14 protein-coding genes are annotated in these 15,723 nt (G+C 33.4%); 5 read left to right on the top strand and 9 right to left on the bottom strand.

Going from position 1 to position 15,723, the window contains the following annotated elements:
* Window positions 1-131: 131 nt before the first annotated feature.
* Window positions 132-626 (top strand): hypothetical protein, encoded by a 495-nt coding sequence (locus OQ292_RS30550; protein WP_284688081.1) that lies wholly within the window; start codon window positions 132-134, stop codon window positions 624-626.
* 79 nt (window positions 627-705) lie between these two features.
* Here OQ292_RS30550 and OQ292_RS30545 read toward each other — a convergent pair whose 3' ends face one another.
* From OQ292_RS30545 to mobA, 3 genes are all read right to left on the bottom strand, one after another.
* Window positions 706-1,692 carry a YeiH family protein gene (locus tag OQ292_RS30545; RefSeq protein ID WP_431733797.1) on the bottom strand — a complete coding sequence of 329 codons (987 nt, stop codon included), beginning with the start codon at window positions 1,690-1,692 and terminating at the stop codon, window positions 706-708.
* Window positions 1,693-1,764: 72 nt separating this feature from the next.
* Entirely contained in the window at window positions 1,765-2,661 is an 897-nt protein-coding gene (locus OQ292_RS30540) for a LysR family transcriptional regulator (protein WP_284688079.1), read from the bottom strand.
* A gap of 55 nt (window positions 2,662-2,716) precedes the next feature.
* Entirely contained in the window at window positions 2,717-3,301 is a 585-nt protein-coding gene (gene mobA / locus OQ292_RS30535; RefSeq protein ID WP_284688078.1) for a molybdenum cofactor guanylyltransferase, read from the bottom strand.
* A 626-nt stretch (window positions 3,302-3,927) separates the two neighbouring features.
* Here mobA and rbsK point away from each other — a divergent pair.
* Together rbsK and OQ292_RS30525 are read left to right on the top strand one after the other, a co-directional pair.
* Entirely contained in the window at window positions 3,928-4,842 is a 915-nt protein-coding gene (rbsK, locus tag OQ292_RS30530; protein ID WP_284688077.1) for a ribokinase, read from the top strand.
* 193 nt (window positions 4,843-5,035) lie between these two features.
* Window positions 5,036-5,857 carry a hypothetical protein gene (locus OQ292_RS30525; protein ID WP_284688076.1) on the top strand — a complete coding sequence of 274 codons (822 nt, stop codon included), beginning with the start codon at window positions 5,036-5,038 and terminating at the stop codon, window positions 5,855-5,857.
* Between the two features lie 71 nt (window positions 5,858-5,928).
* Here the strand turns inward: OQ292_RS30525 and OQ292_RS30520 are convergent, their stop codons facing one another.
* Window positions 5,929-7,023 carry a phosphotransferase enzyme family protein gene (locus tag OQ292_RS30520; protein WP_284688075.1) on the bottom strand — a complete coding sequence of 365 codons (1,095 nt, stop codon included), beginning with the start codon at window positions 7,021-7,023 and terminating at the stop codon, window positions 5,929-5,931.
* Window positions 7,024-7,219: 196 nt separating this feature from the next.
* On the opposite strand from OQ292_RS30520, the gene OQ292_RS30515 reads away from it, so the two are divergent.
* Window positions 7,220-7,456 carry a hypothetical protein gene (locus OQ292_RS30515; protein ID WP_284688074.1) on the top strand — a complete coding sequence of 79 codons (237 nt, stop codon included), beginning with the start codon at window positions 7,220-7,222 and terminating at the stop codon, window positions 7,454-7,456.
* Window positions 7,457-7,460: 4 nt separating this feature from the next.
* Here the strand turns inward: OQ292_RS30515 and OQ292_RS30510 are convergent, their stop codons facing one another.
* The gene (locus OQ292_RS30510) at window positions 7,461-8,816 is read right to left on the bottom strand and encodes a glycoside hydrolase family 140 protein (RefSeq protein WP_284688073.1); all 1,356 of its coding nucleotides are present in this window, start codon (window positions 8,814-8,816) and stop codon (window positions 7,461-7,463) included.
* A gap of 284 nt (window positions 8,817-9,100) precedes the next feature.
* Between OQ292_RS30510 and OQ292_RS30505 the strand changes: the two genes are divergently transcribed.
* Entirely contained in the window at window positions 9,101-10,753 is a 1,653-nt protein-coding gene (locus tag OQ292_RS30505; protein ID WP_284688072.1) for a sensor histidine kinase, read from the top strand.
* Between the two features lie 46 nt (window positions 10,754-10,799).
* On the opposite strand, the gene OQ292_RS30500 is transcribed toward OQ292_RS30505, so the two are convergent.
* The 4 genes from OQ292_RS30500 to OQ292_RS30485 all read right to left on the bottom strand — a co-directional run bounded on the left by OQ292_RS30500 (window position 10,800) and on the right by OQ292_RS30485 (window position 15,688).
* Window positions 10,800-12,431 (bottom strand): carboxylesterase/lipase family protein, encoded by a 1,632-nt coding sequence (locus OQ292_RS30500; protein WP_431733796.1) that lies wholly within the window; start codon window positions 12,429-12,431, stop codon window positions 10,800-10,802.
* Between the two features lie 134 nt (window positions 12,432-12,565).
* Complete coding sequence (locus tag OQ292_RS30495) at window positions 12,566-13,759, bottom strand: type III PLP-dependent enzyme domain-containing protein (RefSeq protein ID WP_284688070.1); 1,194 nt, start codon at window positions 13,757-13,759, stop codon at window positions 12,566-12,568.
* Window positions 13,760-13,763: 4 nt separating this feature from the next.
* Window positions 13,764-15,047 carry a D-arabinono-1,4-lactone oxidase gene (locus tag OQ292_RS30490; protein WP_284688069.1) on the bottom strand — a complete coding sequence of 428 codons (1,284 nt, stop codon included), beginning with the start codon at window positions 15,045-15,047 and terminating at the stop codon, window positions 13,764-13,766.
* Window positions 15,048-15,106: 59 nt separating this feature from the next.
* The gene (locus OQ292_RS30485; protein WP_284688068.1) at window positions 15,107-15,688 is read right to left on the bottom strand and encodes a Crp/Fnr family transcriptional regulator; all 582 of its coding nucleotides are present in this window, start codon (window positions 15,686-15,688) and stop codon (window positions 15,107-15,109) included.
* Window positions 15,689-15,723: the final 35 nt, after the last annotated feature.

Genomic DNA, 15,723 nt, shown 5'->3' with positions numbered 1-15,723 from the left:
ACTGCCTACAATTCCCCTATCAACATATATTCTTTAATAAATCTTAATATCCTCTTTTCACTCATTGAGATTTATATATATGCTTATATTTGGGCAAAATACTAGCATTTTTAAACATTCCGATTAACACTATGAAATTAAAAATTACATTTCTACTGCTATTAGTTACTACCTTTTTTTACTCATGTTCTGATGATGACGATGTAACTCCAACGAGTGATATTGTCGGAGAATGGACTTTAGTATCCTTAGAATATTCAGGTATTTCAAGTACTGAATATTCTGGACAAACTTATGAGTTATCTTATAAAGGAACTGGAACTGATATGGATTATACTACCGAATTTAAAGATGACAATACTTATAGCTCAGGTGGTTCTTATACCATTTTACTAGAAACTGAAGGAGCACCAGATACCGAATGGACAAACCCCGGATTTTTCGGTTCAGGTTCTTTTGAAATCAATGGAAACACTATGACTGTTGAAGCAGAAGGTATGGAGGGAGAGCAAACTGCTAATATAGTTGAGTTAGATGATCATAATTTAGAACTCAATCTTACAGGTAGAGTTAATTTATCTTATGCTTGGACTGATATCAATATTACTTTTAAATATACTCGATAAAGTCAATTAAATAGTAAAACAAAAAGGGATGTATATTTTACATCCCTTTTTGTTTTACTGAATATTCCAAAGAGTTTGCTCAACTATAAAAACTCAAAATTACCCACAAGGTAAAAATAGAGATTGAAACCCATAGAATTACTCCTTGTAACATTGGTTTTAATCCTACAGATTTTAAAACATTTCCAGTGAGTCCACTGCCAATTAAGAATAGAGTTAATGTTAAACCTATTTTAGATAAGTTCACAATAAAACCATTCACATATTGAACTTGCGGAATATAAGTATTCAATAGCATAGCAACTACAAATAACCCTATAAAATAAGGAATTTTCACTTTTACCTTTTGAGTTTTAAAAACAAAAGAGGCAATTACAGCCAATGGAATTATCCATAATGCTCTGGCTAACTTTACAGTCGTTGCTATTTGCAATGCTTCTTTGCCATACTTAGCTGCTGCACCAACAACAGAACTGGTGTCGTGTATGGCAATTGCACTCCATAAACCAAATTGATTTTGCGATAAATGTAACCACTCTCCTACTAATGGAAAAACAAACAATGCTACCGAGTTTAAAATAAATACTGTTCCTAGTGCCACAGATATTTGTTTTTCTTTTGCTCCAATCACAGGAGAAACCGCCGCAATGGCACTGCCTCCACAAATAGCAGTTCCAGCAGAAATTAAAAAAGAGGTTTTTAAATCGATTTTTAATGCTTTACAAAGCAACCAACCGAGTGTGAGTGTAAACAAGATAGAACCTACTGTAAATAAAAATCCTTCTTTACCCACCTGAAGCGCTGTGTTAGCATTCATGCCAAAACCCAAACCCACCACTGAAACTTGCAATAATATATGGGTGATTTTATGATTGAGATGTAAATAAGGGTGACCTGTAATTCTAGCCACTACTAAACCTAAAAGTAAAGCAATTGGAGGTGATATGAATGAGGAAAAACATAAAGCCGCAACTATAAAAAAAACAATCTCTCTGTAAGAGATTTGCTTATCGAGTAATTCGCTTAATCTATGTTGAGTTTTGCTTATTAACTGAGCTTTATCCATCATTCCCTGGTTTTTATTTATTACAAAACTCAGTGTTTTCAATAATAAGCGGAAATCATAAATAGTAATCTATTATAACCTGAAGTTATAACGAGAGGCGTACTTCATAAATAATTCAGATAGGCTATCAGCTTTCCCTTGTGTTTGAATAAAATAAAAGTATCTTTCTATGCTGAGGCCTTTAATATCGATAATGCAACATTCATTATTTTTTAACTCTTTCAAAACTGAATGAACCGATAACAAAGACACACAATTAGAATTAAGTAAATAGAGTTTAATACTTTCTGTACTACTCAATTCCATCTCAATATTTAACTCTGAAAGATTTATACTTTTTTGTTTAAGTGAATGGGCAATTACATCTAAAGTACCAGAACCATGTTCTCTAATTAATAAAGGAGTCTTTTTAAACTCAGCAATAGATATTCGCTGTTTTTTAGCCAGTGGGTTGTTAACATTCGAAACTAATACAACTTCATCTTTAATAAATTTTGAGTATTTAATAGCAGCAGTTTTAGAATATCCTTCAATAATACCAAGATCAATTTCTTTTTTTTGTAATGCTTTTTCTATTTGCTCTGTATTTCCTGTGAGCAGGTTAATAGAAATATCTTTAAATTTCTCATGAAAAGCGGCCATTACTGGGGGCAACACATATTGAGCAACAGTAGTGCTTGCACCTATACGCAGTTTACCCGCCTTTTTGCTACTCAAAGCATTCATATCAATTTCCAAACTTCTATACAAGGCAAATAGTTGCTCGGTATATTGTAGAAGTGTTTCACCAGCCAGAGTCAATTTTATTTTTGTACCATTACGGTCAAATAATTTCATCTGAAAATGATTTTCAATTTCGTGGATATGCTTTGTTACTGCAGGCTGGCTAATATATAACTCTTTAGCTGCTTTTGTAAAATTAAGCCGCTTTGCAACAGTGTGAAAAACCTGTAATCTAAAATCAAACATTAATGCAAGAATAATTTATACAAAGTACGACTTTCTAGTTTAGAATAAGCGCACTTTATAAGTTTAAACCTTTAATAAACTTCTGCGCTTCTTGTAATTCAATCGGAGTATTAGCATTCCAGAGTTTATTTTTCTCCGGAGGATTAATTGTTTCCAGTTTACACTTCCTTAATATTTTTTGCAAACTGTAAGATTTATCCGCAATAGCCTGCTTAAACAACGAATGTGTACTTGATTTATAGATAGTAATAGTAGTTTCAGGAAAATCGCTATCCCGTTTTATAAACGTGATGATATCTGATGGTTCGTCTTGTTTAGAAATTAAAAATTTAATAGTAGCCCGGTCTATCAAAATCAAATCACAGGCTATTACCAACCAATCAACATTATTATCCAATTCAAACGCTGAAGCTATACCACCCATTGGGCCAACTCCTTGGAATATATCCACAATTACATCAAATCTGGATTCTATATTATTTTGCTGGTTTTTATTACAGGAAATGTATATAGGTATGTTTAATTCTTTAAGTAGCTCGGCTAAGTAAATATATTGTGGTTTACTATTAACATTTAGTAAATACTTGTCTTTACCCATTCTTGAACTTACACCACCCACTAAAATGAGCGCCTTTAACATACTATTAAGTATTCTAGATTAAAATTTTTAATAATACAAATTACTAAAAATTTATACGTATGGCAAGTATTGAATTTTTGAATAGTAAAAGATTATGAAAAAATAATTTACAGCTAAGTATTATAGCTTGCGATTTGCCAAAATCTGTAAGAAAAAGCCTATTATGTTAATTAGGCAATTACTACTGCTATTAAAAAAACTATCCCAATTAATATTGCAAATATATTTTCATACCCTGAAAACTCATCGTCAGATTTTTTACCGCTATAGATTAATGATCCTAAAAATGTCTTCATCTTGCTTTCTAATTAGTTTAAAATCGCAATAAAAACTGCAATTATACTGCAAAAATTTTATCTGAAAGAATAAAGTCAGGTAAGAAATTAATTGTTAGATGATGGTGATCTTCAATTAGTTAACATCTATTTATTAACAGCTCTAAATATATTTAGCAATTAGCTAATAATATTTAGGTGTATTTTTTTCTAAAAATGTAGATATGATCCAAATAAGCCTATTTTATAAAAATCATCTAATACAATTCTAAAAAAAATTAAAAACGTAATATCCATTTTGAAAAGGAGAAACTAAATGTAAATTGGTGTGGCAATACAACACAAAAACGAATGGAAAAGAAGAAGATAATAGTAGTAGGAAGTAGCAATACAGATATGGTTGTACAATCTGATAAACTACCTGCACCGGGCGAAACTGTTATGGGTAATGAATTTATAATGAATCCTGGAGGTAAGGGAGCAAACCAGGCAGTAGCTGCTGCAAAATTGGCTGGAGAAGTGATTTTTATTTCTAAAGTTGGAGAAGATGTATTTGGTGAAGAGTTAATTAAAGGTTTTGAAAATTATGGTTTAAATACAAAGTACATATTTAAAGATGAACAAAATGCTTCTGGCATCGCTCTTATCTTAGTAGATAGCAAAGGCGAAAATTCAATCTCAATAGCACCGGGTGCAAACAAAGCACTTACGGCAGATCAAATAGATAAAGCCATTTCCGAATTTGAAGATGCTGAATATTTATTGATGCAACTTGAAATTCCATTAGACACTGTAAACTATACTGCAAACCTTGCCGCTAATAACAATGTAAAAATCATTCTTAACCCAGCTCCTGCTCAGCAACTTCCGGATAGTCTTTTGAAAAAACTTTACATTATTACCCCAAATGAAACTGAAGCTCAATTACTCACAGGTATTGAAGTAAAAGATGAGCCTTCGGCACATAATGCAGCAAAGGCTCTTCGAGAAAAAGGAGTTGATATAGTGATTATCACACTTGGAGCTAAAGGAGCCTATTTTTTGTCTGAAACTCATCATAAACTCGTTAGTCCTCCAAAAGTAAGTGTAGTTGATACCACTGCTGCTGGAGATACATTTAATGGTGCACTTACTGTAGCACTCGCAGAAGGTCGCAACCTAATAGATGCAATACATTTTGCAAACAAAGCCGCTGCACTTTCTGTAACCAAAATGGGAGCTCAAAATGCAATTCCTACCAGAGAAGAACTTTTAAAAGCCTTCTGACATCGAAAATTCATTCAATTTCTCATACAATCTTAATGAATCTTAACTAATACAATAAAACGCTTACCTTTTAGTACCCTTTGCCTATTAAGTAGTAACCTGATTGTTTAAATAATCATCTTCCATACACTTTCCCGATAGTACTTGCTAAGCCCACAAAGGCTAAATTTTTTTATTCTTAACGTCTCTGATCATGCAAAGTAATAGCAAAGCTATCATCTCTAAATTATTCTTTTTGACAATTCTTTCCACTTTTTTATTAACTAACTGTACAGACAAAACAGACGAACTAAAACCCGAAGTTGCCCAAGATAGACAAACTGATGCCTTAACTATTTCAGAAATTCCTATTAGTGGAGTGGCTCCCGGTGAAGAACAAAATGCACCATCTACAGAAGAGCGATTCTACCCAGAAGCAGCTTTTTCTAATGCAAGAACTTCTGCCTATGGTGTTACAGACTATGTGGATTTTAATGATAAAATGGGCCTACTCATATTGCCAGATTACGCAAGAAACACATTTGCACTTTGGCCTTATTACATCCAAAATGTAGGAAATGCTTGGATACATGTAAAAGAAAATAACGAAACGAGATACAGGGAAGCTTTTAGGAGTAACTATGGACACTACCATTTAGGTTATGAGAATTTTGAGCCTTGTTTTATGTCTGGTGGTAATTTTGGCAAACCCTCTGGCAGCAACTGTGTGAATTTTGATCCAACTCTTGAACCTAGGAGTTTACACACTCATGCTGGCGACCACTGGATTAAAATTTATGCTTATGATTATGAAAGCGACAGCCAAGTATTTGACTTACTCGAAATAAAAGTAACCAATGGACCTATTCAATTATGGTTTAAAAAATCTGGTGGTGGATGGTGGTATTGGAATAGCAATGGCAAATGGAATCTTTCTAACTACTGCACCGATATTACTGAAGTACTAATTTCAAGTACAAACAACCTCACTTCAATCGGCTTTGATGATTTAAAAGTTAAAGTTCCTTACTACTAATTGAATTCAATCAACCATGAATCCAATCGCAAATTCAAGGATGCCTACTTGGCATCCTTGTTTATTATTTCCTATTTGCTAAGTTTATCTATAATAGTCTGCATTTCTTCTTCGTATTCTTCCATCCTTTCTATTAAAGCAAACTGAGCCTTTGCCCTCTGTTTATTGTGCAGCGGATTTTTGATTTTGTAATAAACATCACCCTCGACAAAATCTGTAAGAAACCTCAAACCCATAATAAAAGTCATGTATCTGCCACAAAGCACAAGGTTGTCTAGCTCCGCCTGATTCATATTTGCTCTTACTTCTTTTAAAAAACCTTCTGCAAAAGCCTCAAAAAATGCTAATGAAACAGAGATAGTCGATGTGTCTTCCTCATCTTCATCTTTTGTGTTTACAATGGTTCTTACCGCATCTCCAAAATCGAATAAAACTGAGCCAGGCATTACGGTATCCAAATCGATTACAGAAAGCCCTTTTTGTGTCTCTTTGTCGAGCAATACATTGTTAAACTTTGTATCGTTATGTGTAACTTTTAAAGGAATATCTCCTTTCTCAATTAACTCATACATCCATATCATTTCAGATGCTCTTTGTTTTACAAATGCAATTTCTTTTGATACATCTTTTACACGATCTACTTTATCTGCATCAATAGCCTTGTTAAAATTATTGATCCTGAATTTCATATTATGGAAATCAGGAATTGTAGCCACCAACTTATCCGCAGGTAAATCTGATAGTAACTTTTGAAACTTCCCAAATGCATATCCAGCTTCAAAAGCTTGTATTTTATCTGTTACTTTATCATAACTTGTGCTATTGGATAAAAATGAATACATACGCCAGTAGCTACCCATTTCATCTTTTGCGTACAATTTATTCTCCGAAGTGCTAATAATCTCGGTAGTTTTAAACTGATTATCTTGTACTTGATCTAGCTTATTTTTTAAAGTTTTGGTTACCAGATCAATATTTTGCATCATCCCTTCTACATCTTTAAATACATGATGATTCACTTTTTGAAGTATATATCTATCATCTTTATTACCATCTAACTCAACTAAAAAAGTGTCGTGTATATGTCCTGAACCGAATAATTGATAAGTAAAATGGTTTGTCGGGAAAAACAAATGTATTATATTGGTGATAGCTTGTTCAGACATATTTTATCAGGTTAGTTAATGAAGTTTTTTATTAGCAATTGCAATCTATGAACAATTATCAAAAATACTGATACACAATTTAGAAATACCATTTAGGCTAAATTTTAATCATTTGAGATTAACTGATTAGATTTTTTGATAAAATTATATCACCAAGCCCACATACTTTCTCGATGCTTATTAGTAACTTTATTTTATGGAAAATTTCGATGCAATGCCATATCACGAAAAAGTGTTTACAATTATAAGAAAAGGCACTTTTTTAAATACTATCAAACACCTGGGCTACAATGTAGATTTATATCATGTAGAAGGCTTGTATGTGGAGTTATTTTATCATCCGGTTACGGCAAAAGTAAATAAGATACAAAAAGCCGATGAAACCAGACTTCACTTGTATTCTCCTATTAATTTAAACGAAGACCAGACCTAAATAACTATTCTGGTTTAGGAAAGTCTTTATCAGCCTGATCGATAACCAGTACCCAATCATTTCCCCTTTTTTCATCATCCGGTGGGTCCATCATCAACTTAGCATTCGACTGAATAGTATCAATAAAAATAGCCTTCCCAATTACTGGACTATACCACCAAAGTTTTTTAGCATCGCCAGCAATCATAGATAAATCGACAGTAACATTATTTCCATATGGAATATAAACCATTGCAAAACTCTTGTCTGAAGCCAATGCCGCTCTGCAATCTTTACCATTATCATTAGGGTATTCACTTATCAAATTCTCTTCTGGCACTAAAAGTTGCCAAGGTCTGCTTTCGAAAAATTTCCGCATATAGCCTGCTTGAAAAGCCCCAGGAAAATCTAAAGCTTGCCACCAGTTTGATCTTGCCTGAGAAATAGGGTTCAATCCTTCTTGCCACATCTGCCAAATATTATGATTCCCATAAGTATTACCACAGGCACCAGATAATACCGACCAATAAGCAGCTCTTCTACTTTCGAAAGCATCGAACCAACCATTTGCACTTCGCCAGTTTATTGGATGATCTTCATAACATGGCTCTCCATCAATTACAGGTTTTATAGGTTTAAGCTTATAGTCATTCAAAGTTTTTTGGTAATTCGGATTGTAAGCATGCCCATGCCCCGACTGAAATAAATTCATATCCAGCCAATCTCTATCATGAAAATACTTAGAAGAACTACTTTCGCCAGAAGGATGATAAGTAATTATTTGACTCTGACCTACAACACTTCTTATGCCTTTAGCCATCTCATCAATTATCTGATAATGTACTTCATCTTCCGGAATACGATCACCACCAAGTATCCATATAATTGGTTTATTTTTGTATCTGTTAGCCAAAAATTTTCCATAAGCTAAAGCATTTTCTGGCGTAAAAATTTCTGGACCTACTCCCCATCTTTTATTAAACTTATCTCCCCAAGTAGGCAGCAAGCCAATAAACAAACCCAACTTTTTGGCTTTGTCTATAACAAAATCCACATGTTTAAAATAGGCTTCATTTGGTTTGAGTGGATCGTTACCAATCAATGGAATTTCACCTTCTCTATTTGGTGTATTTAATCCATCTAATTCTGCTAAAACTACTGCTTGTATTACAGTAAAACCTTTATATGCTCTGTTCTTCAAATATTGCTCAGATTCTTCTTTATCTAACCGATGAAACAGCTCCCAAGCTGTGTCGCCTAACCAGAAAAAAGGCTTGCCATTATCGTATTGTAAAAACCTGCCATTTTCAGAAACAGCAAGCTTAGTTTGGGCAAAAAGTGTAAGGGGGAAAATTAAAAAAATAAGGCTTAGGGCTTTCATATAGTCGTATTTTCATATTTGTGGTTATATTAAAAATACTTATTTTCCACATTACCAAAGTATCTCTCAATTTAACATGAACCTTAAACTAGAAAATTAACACCTAAATATGATTTAAATTAAACCTAATGCTATTCCGCTTTATAGTAAAATTGCATTATCAACAAAATATCATATTCAAAAACTAAGTAGAATATTCTAGAAATTCTTAAATTAAAATGATTATTTGCTATATTTCTAATTGATAAAATAAACCAAAACAATATCTAAGAAATAATTGAGGAATGATTAATACCATCTTAATAGGAAGACGATTGTATGCCATTGTTGCCTTAATTGTTTTTTTACTTTTCATAAAACTCATTTTTTCTTTTATCAACACCCAAATAATTGATGAACAAGTCAAAAAGCAACAACAAGCTCTAGCCACCAAAATGGCGATAGATGAGGTAATTAAAAACCTTCAAGCGCTAGATGTTGGCTTAAGAGGTTATGCACTCACTTATAAAGATAATTTTGCAGTTCCTTTTACCAGTGCAGCTTCAATGAATGATAGTTTGCTTACTAATCTGGAAAACCATCTTAAAAGACAAAACTTCCCTAAAGAAGATATGGAAGACTTCTACCTGATGAAGCAAACCCTTAAAGGCTATTATGAAATATGCGATGTTATGATGCAAGCTTTGCAAAACGACAACAGACCAAAGTTTGATAGTCTTATGGTGCAAGATTTAGGATACGAAGTATTCTATGTTTGTATGGATTTTATTGATAAAACCAATGATTTTGAAAATAAAATTATTGCTCAATCTAAAGAAGAATACGAAGCAGAAATAATTCGAAATTATATTGTACTTATTATTCTAATTTTATTAATTGTTCCCACACTTTTCTATACCGCTTTCCATACGAATAGGGCATATAAAATTGCTATTAACTTAAAAGAAGCTGAAAAAACAAAAAAGATATTCTTAGAAAAGCAAAATGAAATTCTTGAAAAAACTGTAGATGAAAGAACAAAAGAACTGGCACTACAAAATAATGAAATTGCTACTCAAAACGAAGAAATTAGAGCGAGTAATGAACTACTAGCCAGCCAAAGAGACGATCTTGAGATACAAACTGCCAAATTGCAAAGTGCCAATGAGATTATAGAAAAACAAAATCTGATTATAAGAAAGAGCAATCAAAAACTTTTAGAAGAAGTTGAAACGCAAACCAACTACCTCAAAAAAGCAAATATTGAATTGGTAAAAAGAATGAGTCAGTTAGAAGAGTTTGCTTTTATAGTTTCACATAAACTGCGGGCACCTGTTGCCAGAATACTGGGTTTAATTTTCCTTTTTAACGATTCTAAAAATCAAGAAGAAGCCAACGAATTCGCAGTTATGATTTCAAAAGCTACTTATGAGATGGATGATACTATAAAAGAGATGAACTTGATTTTGGAAACTAAAAATCAACTTGAGTTTAAAGTAGAAAATATAGATATAAGTAAAATTGTATTTAACTGGGTTAATAAAAACCACCTTCTGATTGAAGAAAAAGAAATTGAGTTTGACTTAGAGAATCTAAAAACTTTAAAAATCAGAAGTATTGGCGTTTTCTTTGAGAACATTTTAATAAACCTCTTGCACAATGCCGTTAAGTTTTCACATCCGGGCAAAGAATCTAATGTAAAAATTTCTTCTGGTATCGATGAAAATTATTTTTGGGTAAGTGTAGAAGACAATGGTGTTGGCATAGACCTCGAAAAGTATGGTAAAAAACTCTTCTCTATCAATAGCCGATTCCACGAAGGTTATGAAGGCAAAGGAATGGGATTATATGTTTCTAAAATTCTTTCCGAACACATCAATGGAAGAATCATTGTAAGAAGTGCTCAAGGTGAGGGTTCTACTTTTACAATAGTTATTCCTTATAAACCTGCTGAGTGAAAATAAAAACAGCTCACCCAAATAAATGAGCTGCTTTCAATTCTATTTACTGATTATTCTTGTAAGCATCATCTAGAAATAAATATCGAGCATCATCTGGTGCATCAACAGATTTAGATTCAACATCCAAAATCATTACAGGTGGTGTTGTATCATCTGCTTTAGCTGCTGGCCATTTAGGTAAACTCTTCCCATTCGGATCGCCAGTTAAGATGAAATTAGCAAAGTACTGCTGCATGGTTCTAGAAACTTTGTAATCATCTTTAGACCAATCATATTCTTCTATTAAGTGCAGGTTTCCCATACAATACTCAATTTCGCAAGCATGCGGAGCACCAACTGCTTTTGGTATTTCAGGTGTATTTTCCTCCTTTTTTACTGTTCCTCCTGCTAAACCAGAAGCCAAAGTTTTATCTTTTAATGGAGGTCTTAACTTACTGTAAAGATATCTGTAAACTGGTTCATCAGAATTTTTTCTGTGTAAGTCAAACCACTTCCAAGTACTGTACGAAATGAACCTGTCAGAAGCTAAAGCAGTTGCAGAAAGTTCTATTTCTTTCTCCGAACTATGTGGATATAATTCCAACACTTTTTCATACGAATCGGGGTAAGTCTCTTTTACTTTTTTGATATAGTTTTCTTCTGTATAAGGCAAACCTTGCATAAAAGCCATACCCGGTATTTCGGCTGAATTCCAACCTAATAAAAGTGGTACTTGCGCTTGTTCACCTGCATTAAAAATCTCAGGTAAAGATTTCGGATAGAAGTAACCATCTATCACAGTAGGAAAACCAAATCTGCCTGATTTGTTATAAGCTTCAAATATGGTTTCTGTGTCTAGTGCTCTTAGCTCTTTTAGCGATTTATATCCAGCTTTTTCTGCAAACTCTACTCCTTGCTTTTCTGCTTCTTCTAGCGGTATAGGAAATAATGTGGGATTGATAGCCGCTCCACTTTCGCCGATAGCACCAGCAATTAAATCTCTTGATAATGGAGAAGCCATTTGTGCACTTACAGAGATTGAACCAGCAGACTCACCAGCGATAGTCACTTTTTCAGGATCACCACCAAATGCTGCAATATTATCTTGAACCCATTTTAAAGCAAAAGACTGATCTAATAAACCATAATTACCAGATGCTTTGTAAGGAGCTTCTTTACTTAACTCTGGATGAGCAAAAAATCCGAAGAGATGTAAGCGATAATTTACAGTAACCGTAACCATGCCTTTTTGAGCCATACTCGCTCCATCGTATCTTGGTTCAGATGCATCACCCGCCACAAAACCACCACCATAAAAATACACGAGTACCGGTAATGGCTTAGCTGGTTTTTTAATTGGAGACCATACATTTAAATACAAACAATCTTCGCTCATTCCATCCGATCGAGAAACCATGTCTCCAAAAACATTTGTTTGTACAGGCTTAGGTCCAAATTTTTTGGTTTCTAAAACACTATCCCAGTTTTTAGCAGGTTGTGGTGCTTTCCACCTCAAGTCGCCAACAGGAGGCTCGGCAAAAGGAATTCCGAAATATTTTAATAATCCCAGTTCCTTATCTTCAAAACCTTCAATTATTCCGTTTTTAATCTTTACTTGTGTTGCTTTATTGTTTTTCTGTGCCATAATTGACAAACTAAATAAGCATAGAACTCCTATCAAATAACTTATCTTCATGTTTATTAAATTTTATGTATTACTGTCGAATGGAAATCAATTTAATAATTTAAATAAATTGATATTCCTTTTTGTGGCTATTAATCGCAGCTTGAAGTGAAAAATCACACACGAAGACAAATTAATTTGGAATGCTAACCAAAATTTAATCCTAAACCTCTATAGGTTTTTAGATTCTCAGTTTTCAATTTGCCACCTTCTATTATCAGTACTTCATTAAATCTTTCGCAGAGTTCTCCTGCTTTGGCATGTCTCAAATAAATTGGGTCACCTATTTGTAAATCGATATTATTTTGCTCAAAAAATACGGGTGTTTGTACTTCTCCTGCACCTTCATTTGTATCAAACTTTCCTCCTTCTGGCAAATAAAGAATGGGAGCTTTGGTTTTTTCTACACCACCAGAAGCTGTAAATCCACCTCCATGGCAAGTATAAATATTAGACTTGGGTTTACGCACAATTTGGATAGCATAAAACAAAGAAGGATAAAGTGTGAAATTGGTATAATAATCAAAAAGGTGTGAGCAGAAAAAACCTGATCCTACAGTTACTTCAGTTATGCCCTCTTCTTGAATGGTTGTTTCCATACTACCTGTACCTCCGCCATTAAAAAACTTTATAGTAAAGCCATATTCTTTCACCTTTGCAATTATCTTTTCTCGCCAAGCTTTTATCTTTGGAACAGATCGATTTTTTAAAAGTCTAATCACATTGTTTTTTAAACCATTCCCTTTCACTTTATCTCCTATTCCTGCAATTTGTGCTTCGTAACCCATCAATCCATCGAGCTGTACAAATTCGAGTTGCGTAATTGCTTTGAGGACTTCTTCTAAAGATTGCTCATCAACTATACTCGATCTCCATACGCCAAAATGTACTCCCGGATAATCTTGCGACATATCTATATCCAAACAAATTGGAAATTTAACACCTATCGATTTTCCAACCGATTCTACAATTTCTAAATGATCTTTGCTATCCAACATCAAGCAGATGTACTTTCCTTTTTTTATCTCCTCTCCTATTTCAATCAAAATACTTTTATCTACTATAGGATAACCTAAAAGAATATTATCAAAACCTTGTTGAGACAGATAAACCGCTTCTTTACCATGATAAGCCATGATGCCTTCAAACTTAGTATCTGACTCCAAGATATATTTCATCAACTCAGGAATTCGAATTGATTTTGAGGCTATTCGAATTTTTTTATTCTTTGCTCTTACAAGATTTATTCTGATGTTTTCTTTGAGTAAATCCATATCCAGACAAGCATAAGGAAAGCTCTGCCCAGAAAGAATCTCTTTGTATTGCTGATAAGTTTTCATTTAATTAACCAATAAACAGAGTTTTAAGATAGTCTGATAGAAAGATTTGATCTGGGTCTTGTTCTGCTCTCAACTTTGTAAAAGCACCGAACATAGGATATTTCTTTTGAGCCACTTCATAAGTTAATGTATTCATTTTGCCCCAGTGTGGTCTTCCATCATAGGCTAAGAAAATTTCTTCTAAAGCTTTAAAATATTTGGTGGGCTCTTTTTTATTATAGACATGCGCAGCAATATATGCTGAATCTCGCTGGTAAGCTGGACTCAAATAAATATCGTCTCCTTGCACAAACCTGTTTTCGATCGGAAACAAAACAGTTGTGTTATTCTTATTTATCCAGTTAACTATATCTCTTTTTACTTCTTTGTATGCCCCAACCGGAATGTTGTATTCCATTTCATTAAACCTCACCAAACGAGGAGTAATAAACACTTTATGGCTATGATTAACTTTTCTATGTTTGCCAATGGTATCGGCAGCTATACCAGAAATTTTTCTAGTTAAACTCGGAAACATCTTAGACACCTCACATGCGATTTTAAAGGTGTAATTCTCCAAAACCATTTCCTGTACATAATTGCTAAATGAAGATTTATCTGGTTCATCATTCGTAAGATTTACTAGCTTAAGCATTACATAAGGCGTATTGGGAAACCAGTAAAATTCGAAATTCCGGTATTTTTCATTCAATTCCTGATAACTTTCCAGCACAGTATCAAGTCGCTCTTTATCTATTATCAGCTCCAGTTTATAAGTAGGTACACATTTTAAAGTAATTTCTGTAATGATGCCAAAAGTGCCTAAAGATACCTGAGCCGCTTTAAATAATTCAGGCTTATCTGTTTCAGAACAGCATACTATTTCACCTTTCCCATTTACAAATTTGATTTTAGAAATCTGAGTACTGATGTTGCCGAAGGCAGTTCCGGTTCCATGTGTTCCCGTACTAATTGCTCCTGCTATACTTTGTTGATTAATATCTCCCATATTTGGCATAGCTAAGCCATGTTCGAATAATAGATCATTCAACAAATTTAGCTTTGTGCCTGCCTTTATTGTAGCTGTGAGTTTTTCTTTATCAATACTGATTATTCCCTGGTAATTATCTAAAGAAACCAGAAAATCATCTGTAAGACTCAATGGGGTAAAAGAATGCCCCGAGCCAATTATTCTTACTTTTTTCTTTTCGTTAAGTGCTTTAAGAACTACTTCCTTTATTTCTTCTTCTGTGTTCGGAAAGTAAACATTAGAAGGAGTCCACTTGAGATAGCCTGACCAGTTTTTCATAGAGTACATTTATACCCAATTTGCAAAAAAACTGGCTATATTCTGTTGATATATGTCAACTAATAATTTACTGCAAACTTTTTTCTTATGCGACTGAGTGTTTCTTTAGTAATACCCAAATAAGATGCAATGTGATTTTGGGGAATTCGACGAATTATCTCCGGGTAGGTACGTATTAGATATTCATACTTTTCTATCGCAGTGGAAGATTGCATTACATACAATCGCTCTTCGAGTAAAATATAATACCTCTCCATCATTTTTCTAGAAATTGTTCCTGCTTTGCGGTATTTCGCAATAACTTTTTGCAGGTCAGAATAGGAAATATACAGTAGCTCGCAGTCTTCTAATAATTCAATGCCTTCTCTAGTAGAAGTTTGCTCAAAAAAACTTTTTACAGCAACAACTATGTCTCCTTCTAAAGAAAACCAAGTATTAAACTCTTTCCCTTTAGTAGAAAGTACATAATGCCTTACAGATCCCTTTTTAATGAACCATATGTTTTTACATACAGCATTTAATGATAAAAGCTTTTCACCTTTTTTTAAAGAAGTTTGTTTTAAACAATTTTGTAGTTCGTCTAATATTTCTTCTGAGCCATTTCGAAGCTCATTGATAATTTCATATAGGTAATTATTCATGCGAAATGCATTGTTGGTATAGCTTAAATAAGCCG

The sequence above is a fragment of the Chondrinema litorale genome (assembly GCF_026250525.1).
Taxonomy (GTDB): domain Bacteria; phylum Bacteroidota; class Bacteroidia; order Cytophagales; family Flammeovirgaceae; genus Chondrinema; species Chondrinema litorale.
Note: the sequence above shows the minus strand (reverse complement) of the source record. Positions and strands in the feature narration are given on the sequence as shown.